Below are 22,605 nucleotides of genomic sequence, written 5' to 3'. Positions count from 1 at the left end.
TGGTATTGGTCACGCAGGAACATTAATTTCTGCAGTACTATTATTATTCCGTCAAAAATGGAGAATGGCAATTAACCGTTCTGCAGAAGCAATGACAATTTTCTCAGTTGTACAAGCAGGATTATTTCCAGTTATTCACATGGGAAGACCATGGTTAGCGTATTGGGTTTTACCTATACCAAATCAATTTGGATCACTATGGGTAAACTTTAACTCACCATTACTTTGGGATGTATTTGCAATTTCAACTTATTTATCTGTATCGTTAGTATTCTGGTGGACAGGTTTATTACCAGATTTCGCAATGTTACGTGATAGAGCAATTAAGCCTTTCCAAAAGAAAATATATAGTTTATTAAGTTTCGGTTGGACTGGTAGAGCAAAAGATTGGCAACGTTTTGAAGAAGTATCTTTAGTACTTGCAGGTTTAGCAACACCATTAGTACTTTCGGTACACACGATTGTATCTTTTGATTTCGCAACATCAGTTATTCCAGGTTGGCATACTACTATATTTCCACCTTACTTTGTTGCAGGAGCAGTATTTTCTGGGTTTGCAATGGTAAACACGCTACTTATTATTATGAGGAAAGTGTGTAGTCTAGAAGATTATATTACAGTACAACATATCGAATTAATGAACATTGTAATTATGATTACAGGTTCTATAGTAGGTGTGGCATATATTACAGAGTTATTTGTAGCTTGGTATTCTGGTGTAGAATATGAACAATATGCATTTTTAAACAGAGCAACAGGACCTTATTGGTGGGCTTATTTATTAATGATGAGTTGTAATGTGTTTTCACCGCAGTTTATGTGGTTCAAGAAATTAAGAACAAGTATTATGTTCTCATTCTTTATCTCTATTGTAGTAAACATTGGAATGTGGTTTGAGCGTTTTGTAATTATTGTGACATCATTACACAGAGATTATTTACCATCATCATGGACTATGTTCTCTCCAACGTTTGTTGATATTGGAATTTTTATTGGAACCATAGGATTTTTCTTTGTACTATTCTTATTATATTCAAGAACATTCCCAGTAATTGCACAAGCTGAAGTTAAGACCATTTTAAAATCTTCTGGAGACAAGTATAAAAACTTAAGAGACTCAGGAAAGAGTTTAGTGGGAACAGGAGCAGATAGTAGAACATCTGGAGTAAAAAAGCCTGTTACATCTAATGCTATAGCAACACAAAAAACAGAAGCATCTGATACTTCAGATACTGTAAATAATTTGCTAGGTTCAATAGGTAGTTTTGATGCATCAACACAAATTGCAGACGATTTAAAAATAATTAATGGTATTGGACCAAAAATGGAACAGACATTAAATGGTATAGGCATCTTTACTTTTGTTCAAGTAAGTAAAATGACAAATAGAGAATATACATTGTTAGACGAAATTACTGGTTCTTTCCCAGGAAGAGCAGAACGTGACGATTGGTCTGGACAAGCTAAAAAATTAATAAACTAAAAGTAGCATATGGAAACTTCAAAAGTAATTCACGCTATTTATAACGATGATGATGTTTTAATGGCAGCTGTTAAAACAGTAAAAGCTAAAAGACATCACATTGAAGAAATATATACGCCGTTTCCAGTCCATGGACTAGACAAGGCTATGGGATTAGCGCCAACAAGAATTGCAATAGCAGCATTTATGTATGGTTGTGTAGGGTTAGCTGTAGCCACTGTAATGATGAATTTCATTATGATTGAAGATTGGCCTCAAAACATTGGTGGAAAACCAAGTTTTAGCTATTTAGAAAATATGCCTGCATTTGTACCTATTATGTTTGAATTAACAGTGTTCTTTGCAGCGCATTTAATGGTAATAACATTTTACTTACGTAGTAGAATGTGGCCATTTAAAAAAGCAGAAAATCCAGATACAAGAACAACAGATGATCATTTCTTAATGGAAATACCAGTTCATGGAAACGAAAAAGAATTGCACGATTTACTTTCAGAAACAGGTGCAGTTGAAATAAACGTAGTAGATAATACGCATTAATTATAGACAATGAAGAGCATTTTTAACATAACAATACTAGCGCTGGTTTTAGTGTCGATTGTGGCTTGTAAGAAAAATTCGAGACCGAATTATGAATACATGCCCAATATGTACAAATCAGTAGCTTACGAAACATATCAAGAATCTGATGCTTTTGCAAACGGTGTTGAAGCTCAACTACCAGCTGAAGGATCTATACCAAGAGGTTATACTCCTTTTGATATAGCAAACACAAATGAAGGCTATTTAGAAGCTAAAGCTAATTTAAAAAATAAATTAGATTCTACTCAGATAGATTTTGCCAAAGCTGGTCCTTTATACGCTGTATATTGTGCTATATGTCATGGTAACAAAGGAAACGGACAAGGTACTTTAGTAAAAAGAGAAAAAATTCTTGGTATACCAAGTTACGATGATGCAGGTAGAGCGATAACAGAAGGTAGTGTATATCATACTATTTATTACGGTAAAAATGCCATGGGTTCTTACGCTAATCAACTTAACGAACAAGAGCGTTGGCAAGTAGTTGCATATGTAATGCAATTGAAAGCAGATTTAGAAAAATAAGATTTAGTTAAAGATTATATAATGGAATACAAAATTTCAAATAGACTAAGATTAACTGCAATCATTTTAATGATAGTTGGTGCAATAGGTGTTTGCTTTAGTTTTTACACTTCTCATGTAACATTTGATGAAGTTGAAAATATGCTTTCAAACGAGTCTCATCATGGTGATGGTCACGTAGAAGCTGCAGATCATGGAGAGAAAGCAAGTCACTCTTCAGAAGCAAGTCATGATACACATGTAATAGAAGAAGCTCATGTAGAGAGTCATTCTGATGTAAATGCACATGGTGGAAGTCACGACAAAGTAGACGAGCACACTAAACACATAAACCATGTAATGCATGCTATGCACAACAGACCTTGGTCTGCATTTTATGTTGCAGCATTCTTTTTTATGATGATTTCTTTAGGTGTTTTAGCTTTCTATGCTATTCAATACGTTTCGCAATCAGGTTGGTCTCCATTAGTTTTAAGAGTCATGGAAGGTATTACAGCTTACCTATTACCAGGTGCTTTAATAGTGCTTTTAATAGCTGTTGCTTCTGGATCAGGATGGCTTGGTGGTCATTATAATATTTTCGTTTGGATGGATCCAGATGTAGTTGCACATGACAAACTAATACAAGGTAAAATTGGTTGGCTTAATATAGGAGGATTCCTTATTAGAGGTTTAATTTTTATTGGTGGTTGGTCATTATATAGATATTTCGCAAGAAAGTTTTCTATTGCTCAAGACAAAGCAAACGATAACAAAAACTTTAAAAAGACATTTCGTATTTCAGCAGCATTTTTAGTATTCTTTATTTATACAGAATCTATGATGTCTTGGGATTGGATAATGAGTGTAGATCCTCACTGGTTTTCAACATTATTTGGTTGGTATGTTTTTGCTGGAATGATGGTTTGTGGCGTAACTGTAATTGCATTTGTTACAATGTACCTAAAAAGTAAAGGTTTATTACCACAGGTTAACGATAGTCATTTACACGATTTAGCAAAGTTCATGTTTGCTTTCAGTATTTTCTGGACTTACTTATGGTTTTCTCAATTTATGTTAATTTGGTACTCAAACATTCCAGAAGAAGTTACATACTTTGTAACTAGAATTGAAGACTATAAATTGCCATTTTTTGGCATGTTAGCTATGAACTTTATATTCCCATTATTACTATTAATGAACAGCGATTACAAACGTGTTCCTTGGTTTATAGTAATGGCTGGTGTTGTAATATTAGCAGGTCATTATATTGATGTTTTCAATATGATTATGCCAGCAACAGTTGGAGATCAATGGTCAATAGGAATTCCAGAAATTGCATCTCTACTATTTTTTACAGGATTATTTATCTTTATTGTATTTACAGCGCTTACCAAAGCACCTCTAATACAAACAAGAAATCCTTTTATTAAAGAAAGCGAGAATTTTCATTATTAATACATTCAATAAAGAAGAAAGACAACAATGACGGCTTTATTATCAATTTTAGTTTTAGTATTTATTCTAGTTGCCATATGGCAAATGGTCAAGATATTCGATTTAACTCAAGGCAAAACTGCTGGAAGTGATAATCAAGTAGCAAACGATCAAGACAACAAAATTAACGGTTACTTAATGTTAGGTTTTTTAATCTTCATTTATGTAATCACTATTATGTGTTTTGTAATGTTTGGAGATTTTCCATTAATGTCTAATTCAGCTTCAGAGCATGGACCAGGAATAGATAAATTAATGATTATCTCTATGATAGTTATTTTCATAGTACAAACCATTACACAGTTTTTATTACACTATTTCGCATTTAAATATAGAGGAGAGAAAGGTAAAAAAGCTCTGTTTTATGCAGATAACAATAAGTTAGAAGCAATCTGGACAATTATTCCAGTAATTGTACTAGCTGTATTAATTATACAAGGTTTGTTTACATGGACTAGTATAATGAATGTTAATGAAGATAACGATCCTTTAATAGTTGAGTTATATGCACAGCAATTTAACTGGAAAGCACGTTATGGTGGAGAAGACAATACTCTTGGTAAGGCTAATGTTAGGTTAATTGATATTGATCGTGCAAATATTTTAGGTCTTGATGAAGCAGATCTAAATGCTCAAGACGATGTTATTACTACAGAGTTACATTTACCAGTAGGACGTCCTGTATTATTTAAAATGCGTTCTCAAGACGTTTTACATTCTGCCTACATGCCTCACTTTAGAGCACAAATGAACTGTGTTCCTGGTATGATTACTCAATTTGGTTTCACACCTACTGTAACAACAGAAGCTATGCGTGAAACACCAGAAATGCAGGATAAAGTTCAAAATATTAATAAAATTAGAATAGAAAAGTCTAAAGTTTTAGTAGCCAAAGGCGAAGAAGGTTTAGATCCTTATACATTCGATTATCTATTATTATGTAATAAAATTTGTGGTAAGTCTCATTACAATATGCAAATGAAAATAATAGTAGAAACACAAGAAGAATATGATGTTTGGATAAAAACTCAAAAAGCATTTAAAAATTCTCTAGTAGAAAATTAATTAAAAGATTATAAAGATATATAGATTATGTCAGCACACGCAGATACTCACGACGCTCACGACGATCACCATCATAAAGAAACATTCGTAACTAAATACATATTTAGTCAAGATCACAAAATGATTGCCAAGCAGTACCTTATTACAGGTACTATTATGGGAGTTGTAGGTGTAATGATGTCTTTAATGATGCGTATGCAAATTGCATGGCCAGAAGAGCCAAATGTAATTTTTCAAGCATTATTAGGAAAATGGGCTCCAGAAGGCGTTATGGATGCAGATATTTATTTAGCATTAGTAACTATTCATGGTACCATAATGGTATTCTTTGTACTAACAGCAGGATTAAGCGGTACGTTTAGTAACTTATTAATTCCATTGCAAATTGGTGCACGAGATATGGCATCAGGATTCTTAAACATGATTTCTTATTGGTTATTTTTTATCTCTAGTGTAATCATGGTATTATCTTTCTTTGTTGAAGCAGGACCAGCTGCAGCAGGATGGACAATATATCCACCATTAAGTGCATTACCAATGGCTCAAGGAGGTTCTGGAGCAGGTATGACTATGTGGTTAGTGTCTATGGCAATATTTATTGCATCTTCTTTGTTAGGATCTTTAAATTACGTTGTAACAGTTATAAACCTACGTACAAAAGGGATGTCTATGACTAGACTACCTTTAACTATTTGGGCATTTTTTGTAACTGCAATTATTGGTATTATTTCATTCCCTGTTTTATTGTCTGCCGCATTATTATTAATAATGGACAGAAGTTTTGGAACATCATTCTTCTTATCAGATATATTTATACAAGGTGAAGTACTCCATTATCAAGGTGGTTCTCCAGTTTTATTTGAACACTTATTCTGGTTCTTAGGACATCCTGAAGTATACATTGTATTATTACCAGCATTGGGTATCACATCCGAAATTATAGCAACTAACTCACGTAAGCCAATTTTTGGTTATCGTGCTATGATTGCTTCAATTTTAGCTATTGCATTTTTATCAACAATAGTTTGGGGACACCATATGTTTATCTCAGGAATGAATCCATTCTTAGGATCTGTATTTACATTCACAACATTATTAATTGCAATACCATCAGCAGTAAAAGCATTTAATTATATAACCACGCTCTGGAAAGGAAACCTACAAATGAATCCAGCCATGCTGTTTTCTATTGGATTAGTTTCTACTTTTATTACAGGTGGTTTAACAGGAATTATTCTTGGAGATAGTGCATTAGATATTAATGTTCACGATACTTACTTTGTAGTAGCGCATTTTCACTTAGTAATGGGAATATCTGCACTTTATGGAATGTTCGCAGGTATTTATCATTGGTTCCCAAAAATGTTTGGTCGTATGCTAAACAAGAACTTAGGTTATGTTCATTTTTGGGTAACAGCAGTTTGTGCTTACGGTGTATTTTTCCCAATGCATTTTATAGGTATGGCAGGTTTACCAAGACGTTACTATACAAATAGTAACTTCCCCTTATTTGATGACTTACAAGATGTAAATGTTGTAATTACAGTTTTTGCTTTAATTGGTGGAGCTTTTCAAATCGTATTTATATACAACTTATTTAGTAGTATGTTTTTTGGTAAGAAAGCAACGCAGAATCCCTGGAAATCTAATACAATGGAGTGGACAACACCAGTAGAACATATACATGGTAATTGGCCAGGAGAAATACCTCATGTACACCGTTGGGCTTACGATTATAGTAAACCAGGTCATGATGAAGATTGGGTTTCTCAAATTGTGCCACTTAAAGATGGTGAAGAAGAGTTACAACACTAAAAATTGATGTTATAAAATATTTAAAAGCCTTTCAGTTAATAATTAAACTGAAAGGCTTTTTCTTTATATTTGTTTATGCTGAATTTAGTTTTAGCACCTTTTAGTAAGTTCTGTTAAAATAGGAATACACTTTAAGAGAATAATTTAATAAGGTTCTCACTTTGGTGGGCAATACTATGAACGAAAACTTAGATCCAACAAGCGAGAGTTTTTCTTTGGAAGAACATGATATCGAAAAAACATTAAGACCGTTATCTTTTGAAGATTTTGCAGGTCAAGATCAAGTGTTAGAAAATCTAAAAATATTTGTTGAAGCAGCAAACCAAAGAGAAGAAGCTTTAGATCACACATTATTTCATGGACCTCCTGGATTAGGAAAAACTACGTTAGCAAATATTTTAGCAAACGAGCTTAATGTTGGTATTAAGGTAACCTCAGGACCAGTTTTAGATAAACCAGGTGATTTAGCTGGATTACTTACTAATCTTGACGATAGAGACGTTTTATTCATAGATGAAATCCATAGGTTAAGTCCAATTGTAGAAGAGTATTTATATTCTGCAATGGAAGACTACAAGATCGATATTATGATTGAGTCTGGACCTAATGCAAGAACGGTTCAAATAAATTTGAACCCGTTTACCTTGGTTGGTGCAACCACACGCTCAGGATTATTAACTGCTCCAATGCGTGCACGTTTTGGTATTCAAAGTAGATTACAATATTATTCTACCGAGTTACTTAGCACAATTATAGAACGTAGTGCGCAAATATTAAATGTTCCTGTTACTATGGAAGCTGCAATTGAAATAGCAGGTAGAAGCCGTGGAACACCTAGAATTGCAAATGCATTGTTACGTCGTGTTCGAGATTTTGCTCAGATAAAAGGAAATGGAAGTATAGAAATAAAAATAGCAAAATTTTCTTTAGAAGCTCTAAACGTAGATGCTTACGGTCTAGATGAAATGGATAATAAAATATTATCTACTATAATCGATAAATTTAAAGGAGGACCAGTAGGTGTCTCTACAATAGCAACTGCAGTAAGCGAAAGCTCAGAAACTATTGAGGAAGTTTACGAACCATTTTTAATACAGCAAGGTTTTATTATGCGAACACCTCGAGGTAGAGAAGTTACAGAGTTAGCTTATAAACATTTAGGAAGAATAAAAAGCCCAACCCAAGGAGGTTTGTTTTAAATTCTAGAATGACCTTTTTTTAATAAAGGAATAATAATTAGAGTTTTAAAGCGAAGTACTAACACATCAGATTTCTTTTCTTTGGAAAGGATTAAGGATAAGAATAAATGGAGAAAAAAATACCAGAAGTTTCATTATTAAAATTTCTTAAGCATTCTCTCGAAATTCTTAAAAACCCACTCCCTTTTCATAAAAAAAACTTCACAGAAAAAGGAGATATATTTAAACTTAATGTAGGTTTTAATACAAAAATATTCTTTTGTCGTGATGCAGCATTAGCACAATATGTGCTTCAGAAAAACCAAAAAAATTATATTAAGTCTTCTATTCAAACAGTAGATTTAGTAAAATATGTTGGTGAAGGTTTGTTAACTTCAGAAGGCGAAAAATGGAAAAAGCAACGTAAAATGCTACAGCCCGCTTTTCATAAAAGGCAACTGCAAAATTTATTGGGCAATATGCAGGATACTATTGCTTCAGAATTTAAAAAAATTAATCCACAACAAACCACAGACGTTTTTCCGTTGCTTAACGATTTAGCTTTCCAAACTGTAGTTAAGTCTTTATTTACTAAAGCAGCACGAGAGGAAGATATGGAACGCCTTCAGTTTATTACAGAGGCAAACCAGCAGATGCTTGTTAGAGAATTAAGACAACCTTATTTAGCTTGGTGGTTTAAATCTAGTAAAATATTAGACAAACATTTAAAGCTAACAGAAGAAGCTAGAGAGATACTAAAGCAAATTGTAAACGATAGGAAAGCATCTAAAAAACGTTATGACGATTTGCTAGATATGTTGCTAGAAACACGCTACGACGATGATACTAGTATGAGCGATGAACAGCTTATAGACGAAATTTTAATTATTTTTACAGCAGGACATGAGACCACAGCCAATGCATTAACGTTTACGTTCCAGTTACTAGCAAAACACCCAGAATGGCAAGATAAAATTCAACAAGAGTTTACAAATTTAGAAAGCAACGCTAAAGATTTAATGGCACGTGTTTCAAGCTCTAAAATTTGCCAGCAAGTATTAGAAGAGTCCATGCGTTTGTATCCTCCAGCGTATTTTATAGATCGCTTAAATGTAGAAGCAGATAGTTTTAATGGTATGGCATTCGAGCCTGGATGCAACCTGTTATTTTCAATCTACGAAATTCACAGACATCCAGAACTATGGGAAGAGCCAGAAGCGTTTAAACCGGAAAGATTTAATGATAGTGCTCGACCATTCTCTGCACAATATTTTCCTTTTGGTGCAGGACCACGTAAATGTATTGGTAATAATTTTGCAATGTTCGAGATGATAATTGCAGTAACAGAACTACTGAAAAACTATAAAATATATCCAGAATTTGAAACCATTGCTATTAATCCGTTAATAACATTAAAGCCAAAAAATGCACTTTTAAAATTTGAAAAGCGGTCGTAATGTTTAACAATACAACTAAATACACGCAACAAATAAAAACCGAAGCCAAACGCTTAGGTTTTTTATCTTGTGGTATTAGCAAAGCAGAATTTTTAGAAGTCGAAGCACCACGTTTAGAAAACTGGCTAAACAAAAACATGAATGGCGAAATGCGTTATATGGAAAACCATTTTGATAAGCGCTTAGACCCAACAAAATTGGTTGAAGATTCTAAAAGTGTTATTTCATTATTACTAAACTATTCTCCATTAGAAACCCAAAAAGACACAGAAGCACCAAAGTTATCTAAATACGCTTATGGTAATGATTACCATCATGTAATAAAATCGAAATTAAAGGAGCTAACACATTTTATTCAAGATGAAATTGGAGAAGTTAGTGGAAGAGCTTTTGTAGATTCTGCTCCTGTTTTAGATAAAGCTTGGGCTGCAAAATCTGGTTTAGGCTGGATTGGTAAACATAGTAATTTACTAACTCAACAAGTTGGCTCGTTTTACTTTATAGCCGAACTAATAATAGATTTAGATTTAGAATACGATTATGCAACAACAGACCATTGTGGAACATGTACAGCTTGTATAGATGCTTGCCCAACACATGCTATTACAGAACCTTACGTGGTAGATGGAAGCAAGTGTGTTAGTTATTTTACAATTGAACTTAAAGAGCAATTGCCAATAGAGATGAAAGGCAAATTTGACAATTGGATGTTTGGTTGCGATGTTTGCCAAGATGTTTGTCCATGGAATAAATTTTCAAAACCACATAGAGAACCATTATTTAATCCACATCCAGAGTTATTAGACATGACTAAAAAAGACTGGGAAGAAATAACTGAGGATGTGTTTAAAAAAGTGTTTCAAAAATCTGCGGTGAAGCGTACAAAATTTATTGGATTGAACCGTAATATAAAGTTTTTGAAAGACTGATTTTAATCATTTGAATCAAGTCTGTTTTCTTACGTCTTTCCTCTTTTTTCTCCTGTCCTTTATATCAAAAACATTACATTTGTATTTCATATTTCACAATAAAATATATGAGTAAACAAAGTAAGCGTAGAGAAGCATTAGTTTATCATGCTAAACCAACTCCAGGTAAAATAAAAGTAGTTCCTACTAAAAAATATGCTAGCCAAAGAGATTTAGCTTTAGCCTATTCTCCAGGTGTAGCAGAGCCTTGTTTAGAAATAGCAAAAGATGTAAACAATGTTTATAAATATACAGCAAAAGGAAACTTAGTCGCTGTAATCTCAAACGGAACAGCCGTTTTAGGTTTAGGAAATATTGGGCCAGAAGCTTCAAAACCAGTAATGGAAGGTAAAGGCTTACTTTTTAAAATATTTGCAGATATCGATGTTTTTGATATTGAAGTAGATACAGAAGATATTGAAGAGTTTATTGCTACTGTTAAAAATATAGCACCAACTTTTGGAGGTATCAACCTAGAAGATATAAAAGCACCTGAAGCTTTTGAAATAGAAAGACGTTTAAAGGCAGAACTAGATATTCCTGTAATGCATGACGACCAGCATGGTACTGCAATTATATCCTCAGCAGCATTGTTAAATGCTCTTGAAATAGCCGAAAAGCAAATAGAAAATGTTAAAATAATTGTTAGTGGAGCAGGCTCTGCAGCAATGGCTTGTGTTAATTTATATGTTTTGTTAGGTGCAAATCCAGAGCACATAATAATGTTTGATAAGGATGGGTTGTTAGATACAGACAGAACAGATTTATTAGAGAGTCAAAAAAAGTACGCATCAGAAACAAAATATAAAAACCTTGCACATGCTATGGAAGGCGCAGATGTATTTTTAGGTTTATCTGTAGGTAATTTGGTTAAGCCAGAGATGTTATTATCTATGGCAAATAATCCTATTGTTTTTGCCATGGCAAATCCAGATCCAGAAATAGAGTACGACACTGCAATAGCAACTCGTGAAGATATCATTATGGCTACAGGAAGAAGCGATCATCCTAACCAGGTTAATAATGTATTAGGTTTTCCTTTTATTTTTAGAGGTGCTTTAGATGTTCGCGCTACTAAAATTAATGAAGCCATGAAAATGGCAGCTGTTAAAGCTTTAGCAAATTTAGCTAAAGAACCAGTGCCAGAGCAAGTAAATATTGCATATAACGAAACTAGATTAACATTTGGTAAAGACTATATAATACCTAAACCATTTGATCCAAGACTAATTGCCGAAGTGCCACCAGCAGTTGCAAAAGCAGCTATGGAAAGTGGAGTAGCATTAGAACCTATAGAAGATTGGGAAAAATATAAAGACGAGTTAATGCAACGTTTAGGGTCTGATAATAAGATTTTAAGATTGCTTTACAGTCGTGCAAAAACAGCTCCTAAAAGAGTAGTATATGCTGAAGCAGACCATATAGATGTATTAAAAGCCGCTCAAATAGTTTACGATGAAGGCATTGCTATTCCTATTTTATTAGGAAGAAAAGAAGAGATAGAACGTTTAAAAGAAGAAATAGAATTTGATGCAGATTTGCTAATAATTGATCCTAAAACAGACGAGCAGACTGAGCAAAAAAATAAGTACGCAGAAGTATATTGGAAACAACGTAAACGTAGAGGTGTTACTTTGTTGGCAGCTCAAAAATTAATGCGTCAACGCAATTATTATGCAGCAATGATGGTTAATGAAGGTGATGCTGATGCACTAATATCTGGCTATTCTCGCAGTTATCCAGAAGTGGTAAAACCTATGCTAGAACTTATAGGTTTAGCTCCTGGTTCTACCAGAATTGCAACTACCAATGTAATGATAACAGAACGTGGCCCAATGTTTTTAAGCGATACATCTATTAATATTAATCCTACAGCTAAAGATTTAATAAAAATTGCCCAAATGACCTCTGGAGTAGTGAAAATGTTTGGTATGAAACCTGTTATGGCAATGACGAGTTTTTCAAACTTTGGCTCTTCAAAAGATCAAACAGCAACTAAGGTTCGCGAAGCGGTATCTTATTTACATAGAAGACATCCAGATTTATTAGTTGATGGAGAATTACAAACCGATTTTGCTTTAAATAGTAAAATGCTTCAGGATATATTTCCATTTTCAAAACTTTCTGGACACAAAGTGAATACACTTATTTTTCCAAATTTAGAATCGGCTAATATTACTTATAAATTGCTAAAAGAATTGAATAAAGCAGAATCTATTGGTCCTATTATGATGGGTTTACGTAAACCTGTTCATATTCTTCAACTTGATGCAAGTGTGGATGAGATTGTAAACATGACAGCTATTGCAGTAGTAGATGCGCAGCAGAAAGGAAAATCAAAGATAAAGTAAGACGATAAGGCTTAACAAGGCTATTAATTTGTATTTTGTCGATAAAACTAGCTCGAGTTTATCCTTTTAAATCATCAAAGTTGTAAAACTTAATAATTTTACTACATTTGAAAACTTAACAAATAACTGTAAATGATCACACATATTAAGGGAAAAATGGTAGAAAAAAACCCAACAGATGTCGTTATAGACTGCAATGGTGTTGGCTATTTATTAAATATTTCTTTAAACACCTTTTCTCAAATTCCTGAACAAGAAAATATACAGTTGTTTACACATCTTCAAGTAAAAGAAGATTCTCATAGTCTTTATGGCTTTGTAACCAAAGGAGAGCGCGAAGTATTTAGATTGCTAATTTCAGTAAGTGGCATAGGTACTAATACTGCACGAACAATGCTCTCGTCTTTAACACCTAAACAAATTAGAGAGGGTATAGCCACAGAAGATGTAGCATTAATTCAATCCATTAAAGGTATTGGAATAAAAACAGCGCAACGTGTTATTATAGATTTAAAGGATAAAATCATTAAAATCTACGATATTGATGAAGTTTCTGTTAATAGAAGCAATACCAACAAAGATGAAGCGTTATCAGCTTTAGAAGTTCTTGGTTTTACGAAAAAACAAGCAGAACGAGTGGTAGATAAAATAGTAGTAGCCCAACCAGAGGCTACTGTAGAAGCCCTAATTAAACAAGCTTTAAAAAAATTATAGTACATTTTGAATACATTTAACCTATACTTTTATAAATCGATTAAACAAAGTTTACTACTAGTAGTAGCATTAGTGCTTTCTTTTAATGCTTTTGCTCAAGTTGAACCAGTGCCAACATTAGAAAACGATTCTACTAAAACAGGATTTAGTTTTGGTGATATTTTAATGCCAAATCCTAACAGTATTACTTCAAAATACACATACGATCCAGTTACAGATCGTTATGTTTACACAGAATCTGTTGGTGATTTTAATATTAATTACCCAATTATTTTAACACCAAAAGAATATCAAGACTTGGTGTTTAAAGAAAATCTGAAAGGATATTACCAAGATAAAATTGATGCGGTTGATGGTAAAAAGGAAACTTCAGAAGAAGCAAAAAAGAATTTATTACCAGAATTTACTGTTAATTCAGGTTTTTTTGAAAGTATTTTTGGTGGTAATACCATAGAGTTTGTACCTCAAGGATCTTTAGAAATGGATTTGGGTGTTTTGTTTACTAAGCAAGACAATCCATCATTTTCACCAAGAAACAGAAGTAACTTTACATTCGATTTCGACCAAAGAATTAGCCTAAGTCTTTTAGGTAAAGTAGGAGAACGCCTTCAGGTTACAGCAAATTTTGATAATCAGGCTAGTTTCGATTTTCAGCAATTAGTAAAGCTAGAATATGATCCTACTTCTGGAGGTGGTGAAGATTCAATTCTTCAAAAAATAGAAGTTGGTAACGTTAGTATGCCACTAAATAGCTCTCTTATTTCTGGAGCGCAGAGTTTATTTGGAGTTAAAACAAAGTTGCAGTTTGGTAAAACAACAGTAACTGCTGTGTTTTCTGAACAAAAATCAGACACACGTTCTGTAGTAGCACAAGGTGGTGGAACATTAGACGAGTTCGATTTTTTTATTAGAGATTACGACGAGAATCGACACTTTTTCTTAGCACAATACTTTAGGGAAACTTACGATAATGCTTTATCTAATTATCCTTTTATTAATACTAATGTGCAAATTACAAGAGCAGAAGTATGGGTAACCAATAGAAGTAATAGAACAGAAAATGTAAGAAATATTGTAGGACTTCAAGATTTAGGAGAGTCGGAAGTTGTTGGAAATCCTGGTGTTGTGGTTACAGCAGGACCAGGTGCTTTTCCAGATAATGGTAACAACCGATTAGATCCAACAAATATTGGTGGACCAGGCTCTCAAATTACAGAGGCTATTAGAGATATTGCAACAATACAATCTGGGATATTAATTCCTGGTTTTAATGAAGGTTTCGATTATGCTAAACTAGAAAACACAAGAAAACTTACCGAAGGTCAAGAATATACACTTAACACCCAATTAGGTTATATATCCTTAAATCAGCGTTTAAATAATGATGAAGTTGTTGCTGTCGCCTTTCAATATACAGTTGGAGGTCAAGTATTTCAAGTTGGTGAATTTGCAAACGATGGTATTGGAGCAACTGATGTAGAAACCAATACTAATGGAGATGTAACTACTGTAACAAATAACAACTTAATTCTTAAATTACTTAAAAGTAGTATTACATCTGTATCTCAACCAATTTGGGATTTAATGATGAAAAATATCTACGATACTGGAGCCTACCAATTAAGTCAAGAAGATTTTAAATTAAATATATTTTATAACGAATCTGCACCTTTAAATTTTATTACGGCTGTAGATGGTTCTCCTTTTGGAACCGACTTTGAAGGTGAGCCAATAGAGCAAACCACATTACTGCGCTTATTTAATTTAGACAGATTAAACTTTAATAACGATCCACAGCTAAATGGAGATGGCTTTTTTGATTTTGTTAGTGGTATTACTGTAATTCCTCAAAATGGAAAAATTGTATTTACTAAAGTAGAACCGTTTGGGCGTTATTTATTCGATGTTTTAGATAATGACAATAACGCAGGAAATAACGCTTTCGATTACGAAGCAGAAATTTATACAAACGAAAATCAAGAAAAATACGTTTACGATTTATTATATAAAGCAACAAAAACAGCAGCTTTAGACGAGGTTCAAAAAAACAAGTTTCAACTTAAAGGGCGTTATAAGTCTTCAGGTGGAGATGGTATTGCTATTGGAGGATTTAACGTGCCAAGAGGTTCTGTAAAAGTAACTGCTGGTGGTCGTGTGCTTGTAGAAGGCGTAGATTACACAGTAAATTATCAATTAGGTCGCGTTCAAATTTTAGACGAAGCTTTAAAAGCATCTAACACACCAATTCAAGTAACTACAGAGAATAACGCTATTTTTGGTCAACAAACAAAACGCTATACAGGAATAAATGTAGAACACCAGTTTAATGAGAAATTCCTAATTGGTGCCACTTATGTTAATTTAAATGAAAGACCAATTACGCAAAAGGCGAATTTTAATAACGAACCTATAAATAATACCATATTAGGTTTTAATGGAAATTATTCTACTGAAGTTCCTTTCTTTACTAGGCTAGCAAATAAATTACCAAATGTAGATACAGATGCACCATCTAACTTATCTGTTAATGGAGAATTTGCTTATTTATTACCAGGAGCTCCAAGAGGTACAGATTTTAATGGTGAAGCAACAGCTTATATAGATGACTTTGAAGGGAGTCAAAATGGTATTGATCTAAAGTCTGCTCTATCATGGAGACTATCTAGTAGGCCTTTAGCATTAAATGGAACTACTGTTCTTGATGGTGTAAATGGTATAAGAAATGGTTACGATCGCGCATTACTAAATTGGTACACTATAGATCCTATTTTTTATGGTAATGGAAGACCAACAGGATTAGACGATGATGATGTTTCTGGATTATACACCTCTCGAGTTTTTGTTCAAGAATTATTTCCACAGCAAGATATTGCACAAGGTCAAACAGCAGTTTTAAACACTTTAGATTTAACATATTACCCAGAAGAAAGAGGTCCATATAATTTTAGTGATAGTAATCTAGAACCAGACGGAAACACGCTTTCAACTCCAACACAAGGTTGGGCTGGAATTACAAGACAATTAACATCTACAGATTTCGAGCAATCCAACGTAGAATATATCGAGTTTTGGATGCAAGATCCATTTCAAGAGAACCCTAATAATCCAGGAGGACAACTAGTTTTTAATTTAGGAAGTATTTCTGAAGATGTTTTAAAAGATGGTAAAAAACAGTATGAAAATGGGCTTCCAGCAGATGGAAATGTAGATTTACTTGCAAACGAGAATACGCCTTGGGCAATCCCTCAAAATCAAGCATTAATCTACGCGTTTGACTCTACAGGAGGAGAACGTACAAACCAAGATGTTGGTTTTGATGGTTTTGATGATTTAGAAGAAATGAGTATTACAGATCCAACTATTGTAAATGGAGTAGATACACCAATACCATCAACAATTTCATCTCTTCCAGATCCATCTGCAGATAATTACCAATATTTCCTTAGTAGAGAAGGAGATGTGTTAGAGCGTTATAAGCTTTATAATAATGTGCAAGGTAACTCTCCAGATGCATTTAGCGATACAGATAGAGGTTCTACTACGCAACCAGATGTTGAAGATATTAATCGTGATAACACGATGAATACTATAGATAGCTATTTTGAATATGTTTTAGATATTACAAGACAAAATTTACCATTAAATAGTCCTAATGAAGTTCTTCCAGGAAATCCAATAGGAGAATTTATTAGAGATATAAAAATAGTCCCAAGAGTATTACCTAATGGAGATACGCGAGATGTGCGTTGGTATCAATTTAGAGTACCAGTAAATGTGCCGTTATCTACTTTCGACGATCCTACAATTCCTCAATACAGAAGACAAAATGGAATTACCGATTTTAGATCAATACGTTTTGCAAGAATGTATTTAAATGGTTTTGCTGAACAAACAACGTTTCGTTTTGGAACTTTAGATCTAGTACGAAGTGATTGGAGACGTTACCAATTGGCACTAGATGGTGGTCCAACACCTGCAAATTTTGGAGACACAGAATTTACTGTTGGAGTAGTAAGTACTCAAGAAAACGATGGAAGTTACGAGTCTCCTCCAGGAATTGTACCAGAACGCTTAAATAATAATAACACCATTATAGACCAGAATGAGCAGTCTCTAGTTGTTACTGTATGCGATTTACAGCCTAAAGATTCTAGAGCTGTTTTTAAGAATATAAGTGTAGATATGAGGCAGTATAAACGTATTAGAATGTTTACACACGCAGAAAATGGAGATTTACCAGGATTAGCAGACAAGGATCTAGTTGGTTTTATTAGAATGGGTAATGATTTAACACAAAACTATTACCAAATAGAAGTGCCTTTACAGGTTTCTACAGGAACTTCTAGTGTAGAATTATGGCCAGAAGTAAATGAAATAAATTTACCACTAGAAATTTTAGAACAAATAAAATCTTTAGGCATAGCAAATGGTACATTAGCTAATGCAAATGCTAGTTTTTTCGATGTTATAGATGGAGCACCAGTTGCAATTACTGGAAATGAATTCGAAAATTACACATTAGGACAACAGCGTGTTGCTATTAAAGGAAATCCAAATTTTGGGGCCGTAAGAACTTTAATGGTAGGTGTTAAAAATATAAATGAGAACCAGTTAGAAACATGTGGAGAGGTTTGGTTTAACGAATTAAGATTGTCAGACATTGATAACGAAGGTGGTTGGGCAGCAGTAATGAATGTAGATACAAATTTTGCAGACTTTGCAAATGTAAGCGCAACAGGTAGAATGAGTACTTCAGGTTTTGGTTCTGTAGATCAAGGTCCACAAGAAAGAAGTATAGAAGACGTAAAACAATACAATGTAGTTACTAATGTAAATATTGGGCAATTGTTACCTAAAAAATGGGGAATTCAATTACCATTTAACTATGGTCAAGGTGTAGAATTAATTACACCAGAATACGACCAGCAGTTTAAAGATTTGAAGCTTCAAAATAGAATTGATGCTGCAGAAACTACACAAGAAAAAAATAACATTAGAGAACAATCTGAAGACTTTACAAAACGAAGAAGTATCAATTTTATTGGTGTTAGAAAAGTAAGAACAGGAGATTCTAAACCTCGTTTTTATGATGTAGAAAATTTAACGTTCAACCATTCTTATAATAAAGTAGAGCATCGCGATTTTGAAATTGAACGCTCTATAGATAAACTAGTAAGAACAGGAGCGAGTTATGCTTATAATTTTGAACCCAAAGTATTTGAACCTTTTAAAAATAATGACTCACTTTTCACTAATAAATATTGGAAGCTTTTAAAAGATTTTAATCTTAATTTATTACCTGCAAGTCTAACTGTTAATTCAGATATTAATAGACAATTTAATAGTCAGCGATTTAGAGAGATAGAATTAGGAGGAAATAACATTGGACTTGAAGAACTATTTAGAAGAAATTATAATTTCGATTTCCAATCTACAGTAAATTGGAATTTAACAAAATCGTTGACCTTTAACTTTGCAGTAGCTAATAATAATATTGTAAGAAACTACTTTAAGGATAATATTATTAATGGAGAGCAAGATCCAAACCTAGATGTTTGGGACGGTTATTTCGATATTGGAGATGCCAATAGACGCTCGCAAACCTTAGGTATAAATTACGAAATACCTTTTAATAAATTTCCAGCGCTTAATTTTATAAAAGCAACTTATGCCTATCAAGGTTTATATCAATGGCAAAAAGGATCAGATTTGTTTGGAGACCTTGTTGCTAACGATGGTATAACTTACGACTTAGGAAACTCTATTTCAAACGGTAATACGCACAATATAAACTCTACTATAGATATGCGTAAGTTTTATAAATACATAGGTGTAAAGAAAAAACGCGTACAAAAAAACAATGGAAAGGTTAGTAGAACAACAAGAGCAGGAACACCACCTGGAGGGCTTAAAAAAGCGGATGATAAAAAACGAGCAGCTAAAAAGAAAAGTGGTTTAGGAACAGGAATTGCTAATTTTGGAATAGGACTTTTAACATCTGTAAAACGAATTCAAGCAAATTATTCTGAAAACAACGGAACGTTTTTACCAGGCTTCTTAAACACACCAGGATTTATTGGAACGTCTGAGCCAACTTTTGGCTATACTTTAGGTAGCCAAAGAGATATTAGAGATTTAGCGGCAAGAAATGGTTGGCTAACAGTGTTTCCAGATTTTAACCAACAATACACCAAAAATCAGACAAAACAGTTGGATATTTCAGCAAATTTAGAACCATTTAACGACTTAAAAATAGATTTAGTTGGTTCTAGAACACATGCAGAAAACTATACAGAGAATTTTAGAATAGAAAATAACCAATACAATTCGTTAACACCTAATGTATTTGGTAACTTTAATATTTCAACATTTACATTGCCAACAGCGTTTGGAAAAAGCGACGAAATAAGCTCTGAAGCTTTTGAAGATTTTAGAGACAATAGATTAATAATAGCAAGAAGATTAGCAACCGAAAGAGGTGCGAATGTTAACGATGTAGATGCCGAAGGTTTTCCTTTAGGTTTTGGTAAAACTAGTCAAGCTGTATTATTACCTTCATTTTTAAGTGCCTATACTGGACAAAATGCAGAAAAATCAAAACTAGGTGCTTTTAGAGATATACCAATTCCAAATTGGGATCTTAAGTACACAGGTTTAATGAAATTTAAATGGTTTAAAAAACGTTTTAAACGTTTCTCTCTAGCTCATGGTTACCGTTCGAGCTATACTATAAATCAATTTAGAACAAACTTAGATTTTAATGGTATAGATTACAGCCAGGCTTATGCATCTCAACCAGCAGAAGATTTAGATCAAGCAGGTAATTTTAAAAACGGAGAACTGTATAGTAATATAAACTTAACAGAATTGTTTAGTCCGTTAATTAGAGTTGATCTTGAAATGAAAAATTCTGTAGTTGTTGGATTAGAAATTAGAAAAGATAGATTATTGTCTTTAAGTTTTGATAATAATTTAATGACAGAAATTCAAGGTCAAGAATATGCTCTTAAATTAGGCTATAGATTTAAAGATGTGCGTATAAAAACAAAATTAGCAGGCCCTAAAAAATCTATTGTAAGTGATTTAGTGATGGAGGCAAACTTATCTGTAAGAGATAATAAAACTATTATAAGATATTTGGATCTGGAGAATAACCAGATTACAAACGGACAAACCATTTATGGTTTAAAATACAATGCTAATTATGCATTTAGTAAAAACTTAACTGGTATTTTCTATTTTGATTATACGTTCTCAGAATTCGCAATATCTACTGCGTTTCCACAAACAACACTACGTTCTGGATTTACATTAAGGTATAATTTTGGTAACTAGAAAATGCTAAGGTTTTTATATTTGAAAAGCCAAAGTAATTAAATACATTTGTAGAAATATAAAACAACACAATGAATATTCCATCAGAATTAAAATACACAAAAGACCACGAGTGGATTAAAGTAGAAGGAGACGTAATTACTATAGGTATTACAGATTTTGCACAAAGTGAATTAGGTGATATAGTCTATGTAGAAGTAGAAACAGTTGACGAAACCTTAGATGCTGAAGAAGTTTTTGGTACAGTTGAAGCTGTAAAAACGGTTTCAGATTTATTTTTACCTGTTGCAGGAGAAATTATAGAATTTAACGAGTCTCTTGAAGACGAACCAGAAAAAGTAAACACAGATCCTTATGGAGAAGGTTGGATGGTTAAAGTTAAGGTTTCTAATGTTTCAGATTTAGATAACTTATTATCTGCCGAAGATTATAAAGGAGTTATTAGTGCTTAAAAAAATTAGTCTATTACTAAGTGTTCTTTACACAATAACATTATCTCTTTTAAGTTTAATAAAGATAAATGATGTTGTAAAAAAACTGCCTTCATTTAACGATAAGGTAACGCATGCTTTGGCTCATTTCATTTTTGTAATACTATGGTTTGTTGTGTTTTATTATAAATTTAGTTTTAAATACAATAAAGCCTTAGGTCTTGCAGCCTTATTTTCTTTAGTTTACGGTATCTCTATAGAGCTACTTCAAGGTTGTATTACAGTAAGCAGACAAAGTGATTTTAAAGATGTACTTGCCAATGTTATAGGATTAGTATTTGCATCTTTATTAATAATATGTGTAAAAAAACGCGTGTTAAAAAATAATAATACTTTGCTTTTTTGATAAATAAATAGTTATTTTAGCAAAGCATAAATAAATAAGTTAATGGAAACAAAAAAAAACCCTAAAGCAAACGTAGGCAGAAACAGTTCTCTCTATTTTGCTGTTGGTATGTTGTTAATGTTAGGTTTAACATATACAGCTATCAATTACAAAACATACGACGACCGTGTTGTAGATAAAAGGTTAATAGATGTTGATGAAGAATTGGACGAAGAAATTCCAATTACAAATCAAGCACCACCACCACCACCACCACCTCCACCACCACCACCACCAGCTCCAGAAGTTATTGAGGTTGTTGAAGATGAAGCGGAAATTGAAGAAACAGTTATAGAATCTACAGAAACAACTCAAGAAGAAGAAATAGTTGAGGTTGAAGAAATAGTTGTTGAAGAAATAGAAGAAGATGTAGAAGTTTCTTTCGCAGTTATAGAAAGTGTACCTATTTATCCTGGCTGTGAAAAAGGAAACAACGATAAGAAACGTAAGTGCATGTCTGATAAAATCAACAAGTTAGTTGGTAGAAAATTTGATTTAGATTTAGGTCAAGAATTAGGCTTAAGCGGTAAACAACGTATTTATGCACGTTTTACAATAGATAAAGCAGGAAACATTGTAAACGTTAAAACACGTGGTCCTCATCCAGGATTAGAAAAAGAAGCTAGGAGAGTTGTAGGTTTAATACCTAAAATGAAACCTGGTAAGCAAAGAGGAAAGCCTGTTAAAGTAACTTTCGATTTGCCAATTACATTTAATGTACAAGACTAATTAATTAGTTTTACATCACATAAAATAAAAACCCGATACAAATTTGTATCG

Annotated in this window: 15 protein-coding genes; all 15 read left to right on the top strand. The window is 33.0% G+C overall.

Annotated features, from left to right (window positions below; translation table 11 throughout):
* On the top strand, window positions 1-1,483 hold a 1,483-nt coding region (gene nrfD, locus Q0C58_RS07550), incomplete at its 5' end, for an NrfD/PsrC family molybdoenzyme membrane anchor subunit (RefSeq protein WP_290699526.1).
* A gap of 9 nt (window positions 1,484-1,492) precedes the next feature.
* Window positions 1,493-2,023: a DUF3341 domain-containing protein gene (locus tag Q0C58_RS07545; protein WP_290699523.1), complete on the top strand. Its 531-nt coding sequence runs from the start codon at window positions 1,493-1,495 to the stop codon at window positions 2,021-2,023.
* Window positions 2,024-2,122: 99 nt separating this feature from the next.
* The gene (locus Q0C58_RS07540; protein WP_290699529.1) at window positions 2,123-2,590 is read left to right on the top strand and encodes a cytochrome c; all 468 of its coding nucleotides are present in this window, start codon (window positions 2,123-2,125) and stop codon (window positions 2,588-2,590) included.
* 21 nt (window positions 2,591-2,611) lie between these two features.
* A complete protein-coding gene (locus Q0C58_RS07535; protein ID WP_290699520.1) occupies window positions 2,612-4,027 on the top strand; it encodes a quinol:cytochrome C oxidoreductase in 1,416 nt (471 codons plus the stop codon).
* Between the two features lie 27 nt (window positions 4,028-4,054).
* Window positions 4,055-5,131: a cytochrome c oxidase subunit II gene (locus Q0C58_RS07530; protein ID WP_290699517.1), complete on the top strand. Its 1,077-nt coding sequence runs from the start codon at window positions 4,055-4,057 to the stop codon at window positions 5,129-5,131.
* A gap of 27 nt (window positions 5,132-5,158) precedes the next feature.
* Window positions 5,159-6,946 (top strand): cbb3-type cytochrome c oxidase subunit I, encoded by a 1,788-nt coding sequence (locus Q0C58_RS07525; protein ID WP_290699515.1) that lies wholly within the window; start codon window positions 5,159-5,161, stop codon window positions 6,944-6,946.
* Window positions 6,947-7,122: 176 nt separating this feature from the next.
* Window positions 7,123-8,145: a Holliday junction branch migration DNA helicase RuvB gene (ruvB, locus tag Q0C58_RS07520; RefSeq protein ID WP_290699512.1), complete on the top strand. Its 1,023-nt coding sequence runs from the start codon at window positions 7,123-7,125 to the stop codon at window positions 8,143-8,145.
* A gap of 107 nt (window positions 8,146-8,252) precedes the next feature.
* Window positions 8,253-9,581 carry a cytochrome P450 gene (locus Q0C58_RS07515; protein ID WP_290699509.1) on the top strand — a complete coding sequence of 443 codons (1,329 nt, stop codon included), beginning with the start codon at window positions 8,253-8,255 and terminating at the stop codon, window positions 9,579-9,581.
* Window positions 9,581-10,510, top strand: a complete 930-nt coding sequence (gene queG / locus Q0C58_RS07510; RefSeq protein ID WP_290699506.1) for a tRNA epoxyqueuosine(34) reductase QueG — start codon at window positions 9,581-9,583, stop codon at window positions 10,508-10,510. The genes Q0C58_RS07515 and queG overlap by 1 nt, the downstream gene beginning before the upstream one ends.
* Before the next feature lie 107 nt (window positions 10,511-10,617).
* Complete coding sequence (locus tag Q0C58_RS07505) at window positions 10,618-12,900, top strand: NADP-dependent malic enzyme (protein ID WP_290699503.1); 2,283 nt, start codon at window positions 10,618-10,620, stop codon at window positions 12,898-12,900.
* A 132-nt stretch (window positions 12,901-13,032) separates the two neighbouring features.
* A complete protein-coding gene (gene ruvA, locus Q0C58_RS07500; protein WP_290699500.1) occupies window positions 13,033-13,614 on the top strand; it encodes a Holliday junction branch migration protein RuvA in 582 nt (193 codons plus the stop codon).
* 6 nt (window positions 13,615-13,620) lie between these two features.
* Window positions 13,621-20,949, top strand: a complete 7,329-nt coding sequence (sprA, locus tag Q0C58_RS07495) for a cell surface protein SprA (protein WP_290699498.1) — start codon at window positions 13,621-13,623, stop codon at window positions 20,947-20,949.
* A 71-nt stretch (window positions 20,950-21,020) separates the two neighbouring features.
* Window positions 21,021-21,401, top strand: a complete 381-nt coding sequence (gcvH, locus tag Q0C58_RS07490; RefSeq protein ID WP_290699495.1) for a glycine cleavage system protein GcvH — start codon at window positions 21,021-21,023, stop codon at window positions 21,399-21,401.
* On the top strand, window positions 21,394-21,786 hold the full coding sequence (locus Q0C58_RS07485) for a VanZ family protein (RefSeq protein ID WP_290699492.1): 393 nt from the start codon (window positions 21,394-21,396) through the stop codon (window positions 21,784-21,786). Before gcvH ends, Q0C58_RS07485 begins: the two co-directional genes overlap by 8 nt.
* A 42-nt stretch (window positions 21,787-21,828) precedes the next feature.
* Window positions 21,829-22,554, top strand: coding sequence for an energy transducer TonB (locus tag Q0C58_RS07480; protein WP_290699489.1), 726 nt, complete (start codon window positions 21,829-21,831; stop codon window positions 22,552-22,554).
* Window positions 22,555-22,605 lie beyond the last annotated feature (51 nt).

The sequence above is a fragment of the Lacinutrix sp. genome (assembly GCF_023299985.1).
Classification (GTDB): Bacteria; Bacteroidota; Bacteroidia; order Flavobacteriales; family Flavobacteriaceae; genus Lacinutrix.
Note: the sequence above shows the minus strand (reverse complement) of the source record. Positions and strands in the feature narration are given on the sequence as shown.

Excerpts from the sequence above, each read along its gene's own strand:
- Q0C58_RS07535 (WP_290699520.1), top strand. The coding sequence starts at position 2,612 with ATGGAATACAAAATTTCAAATAGACTAAGATTAACTGCAATCATTTTA.
- queG (WP_290699506.1), top strand. The coding sequence starts at position 9,581 with ATGTTTAACAATACAACTAAATACACGCAACAAATAAAAACCGAAGCC.
- ruvB (WP_290699512.1), top strand. The coding sequence starts at position 7,123 with ATGAACGAAAACTTAGATCCAACAAGCGAGAGTTTTTCTTTGGAAGAA.
- ruvA (WP_290699500.1), top strand. The coding sequence starts at position 13,033 with ATGATCACACATATTAAGGGAAAAATGGTAGAAAAAAACCCAACAGAT.
- Q0C58_RS07480 (WP_290699489.1), top strand. The coding sequence starts at position 21,829 with ATGGAAACAAAAAAAAACCCTAAAGCAAACGTAGGCAGAAACAGTTCT.
- gcvH (WP_290699495.1), top strand. The coding sequence starts at position 21,021 with ATGAATATTCCATCAGAATTAAAATACACAAAAGACCACGAGTGGATT.
- Q0C58_RS07515 (WP_290699509.1), top strand. The coding sequence starts at position 8,253 with ATGGAGAAAAAAATACCAGAAGTTTCATTATTAAAATTTCTTAAGCAT.
- Q0C58_RS07540 (WP_290699529.1), top strand. The coding sequence starts at position 2,123 with ATGCCCAATATGTACAAATCAGTAGCTTACGAAACATATCAAGAATCT.
- Q0C58_RS07525 (WP_290699515.1), top strand. The coding sequence starts at position 5,159 with ATGTCAGCACACGCAGATACTCACGACGCTCACGACGATCACCATCAT.
- Q0C58_RS07530 (WP_290699517.1), top strand. The coding sequence starts at position 4,055 with ATGACGGCTTTATTATCAATTTTAGTTTTAGTATTTATTCTAGTTGCC.
- Q0C58_RS07505 (WP_290699503.1), top strand. The coding sequence starts at position 10,618 with ATGAGTAAACAAAGTAAGCGTAGAGAAGCATTAGTTTATCATGCTAAA.
- Q0C58_RS07545 (WP_290699523.1), top strand. The coding sequence starts at position 1,493 with ATGGAAACTTCAAAAGTAATTCACGCTATTTATAACGATGATGATGTT.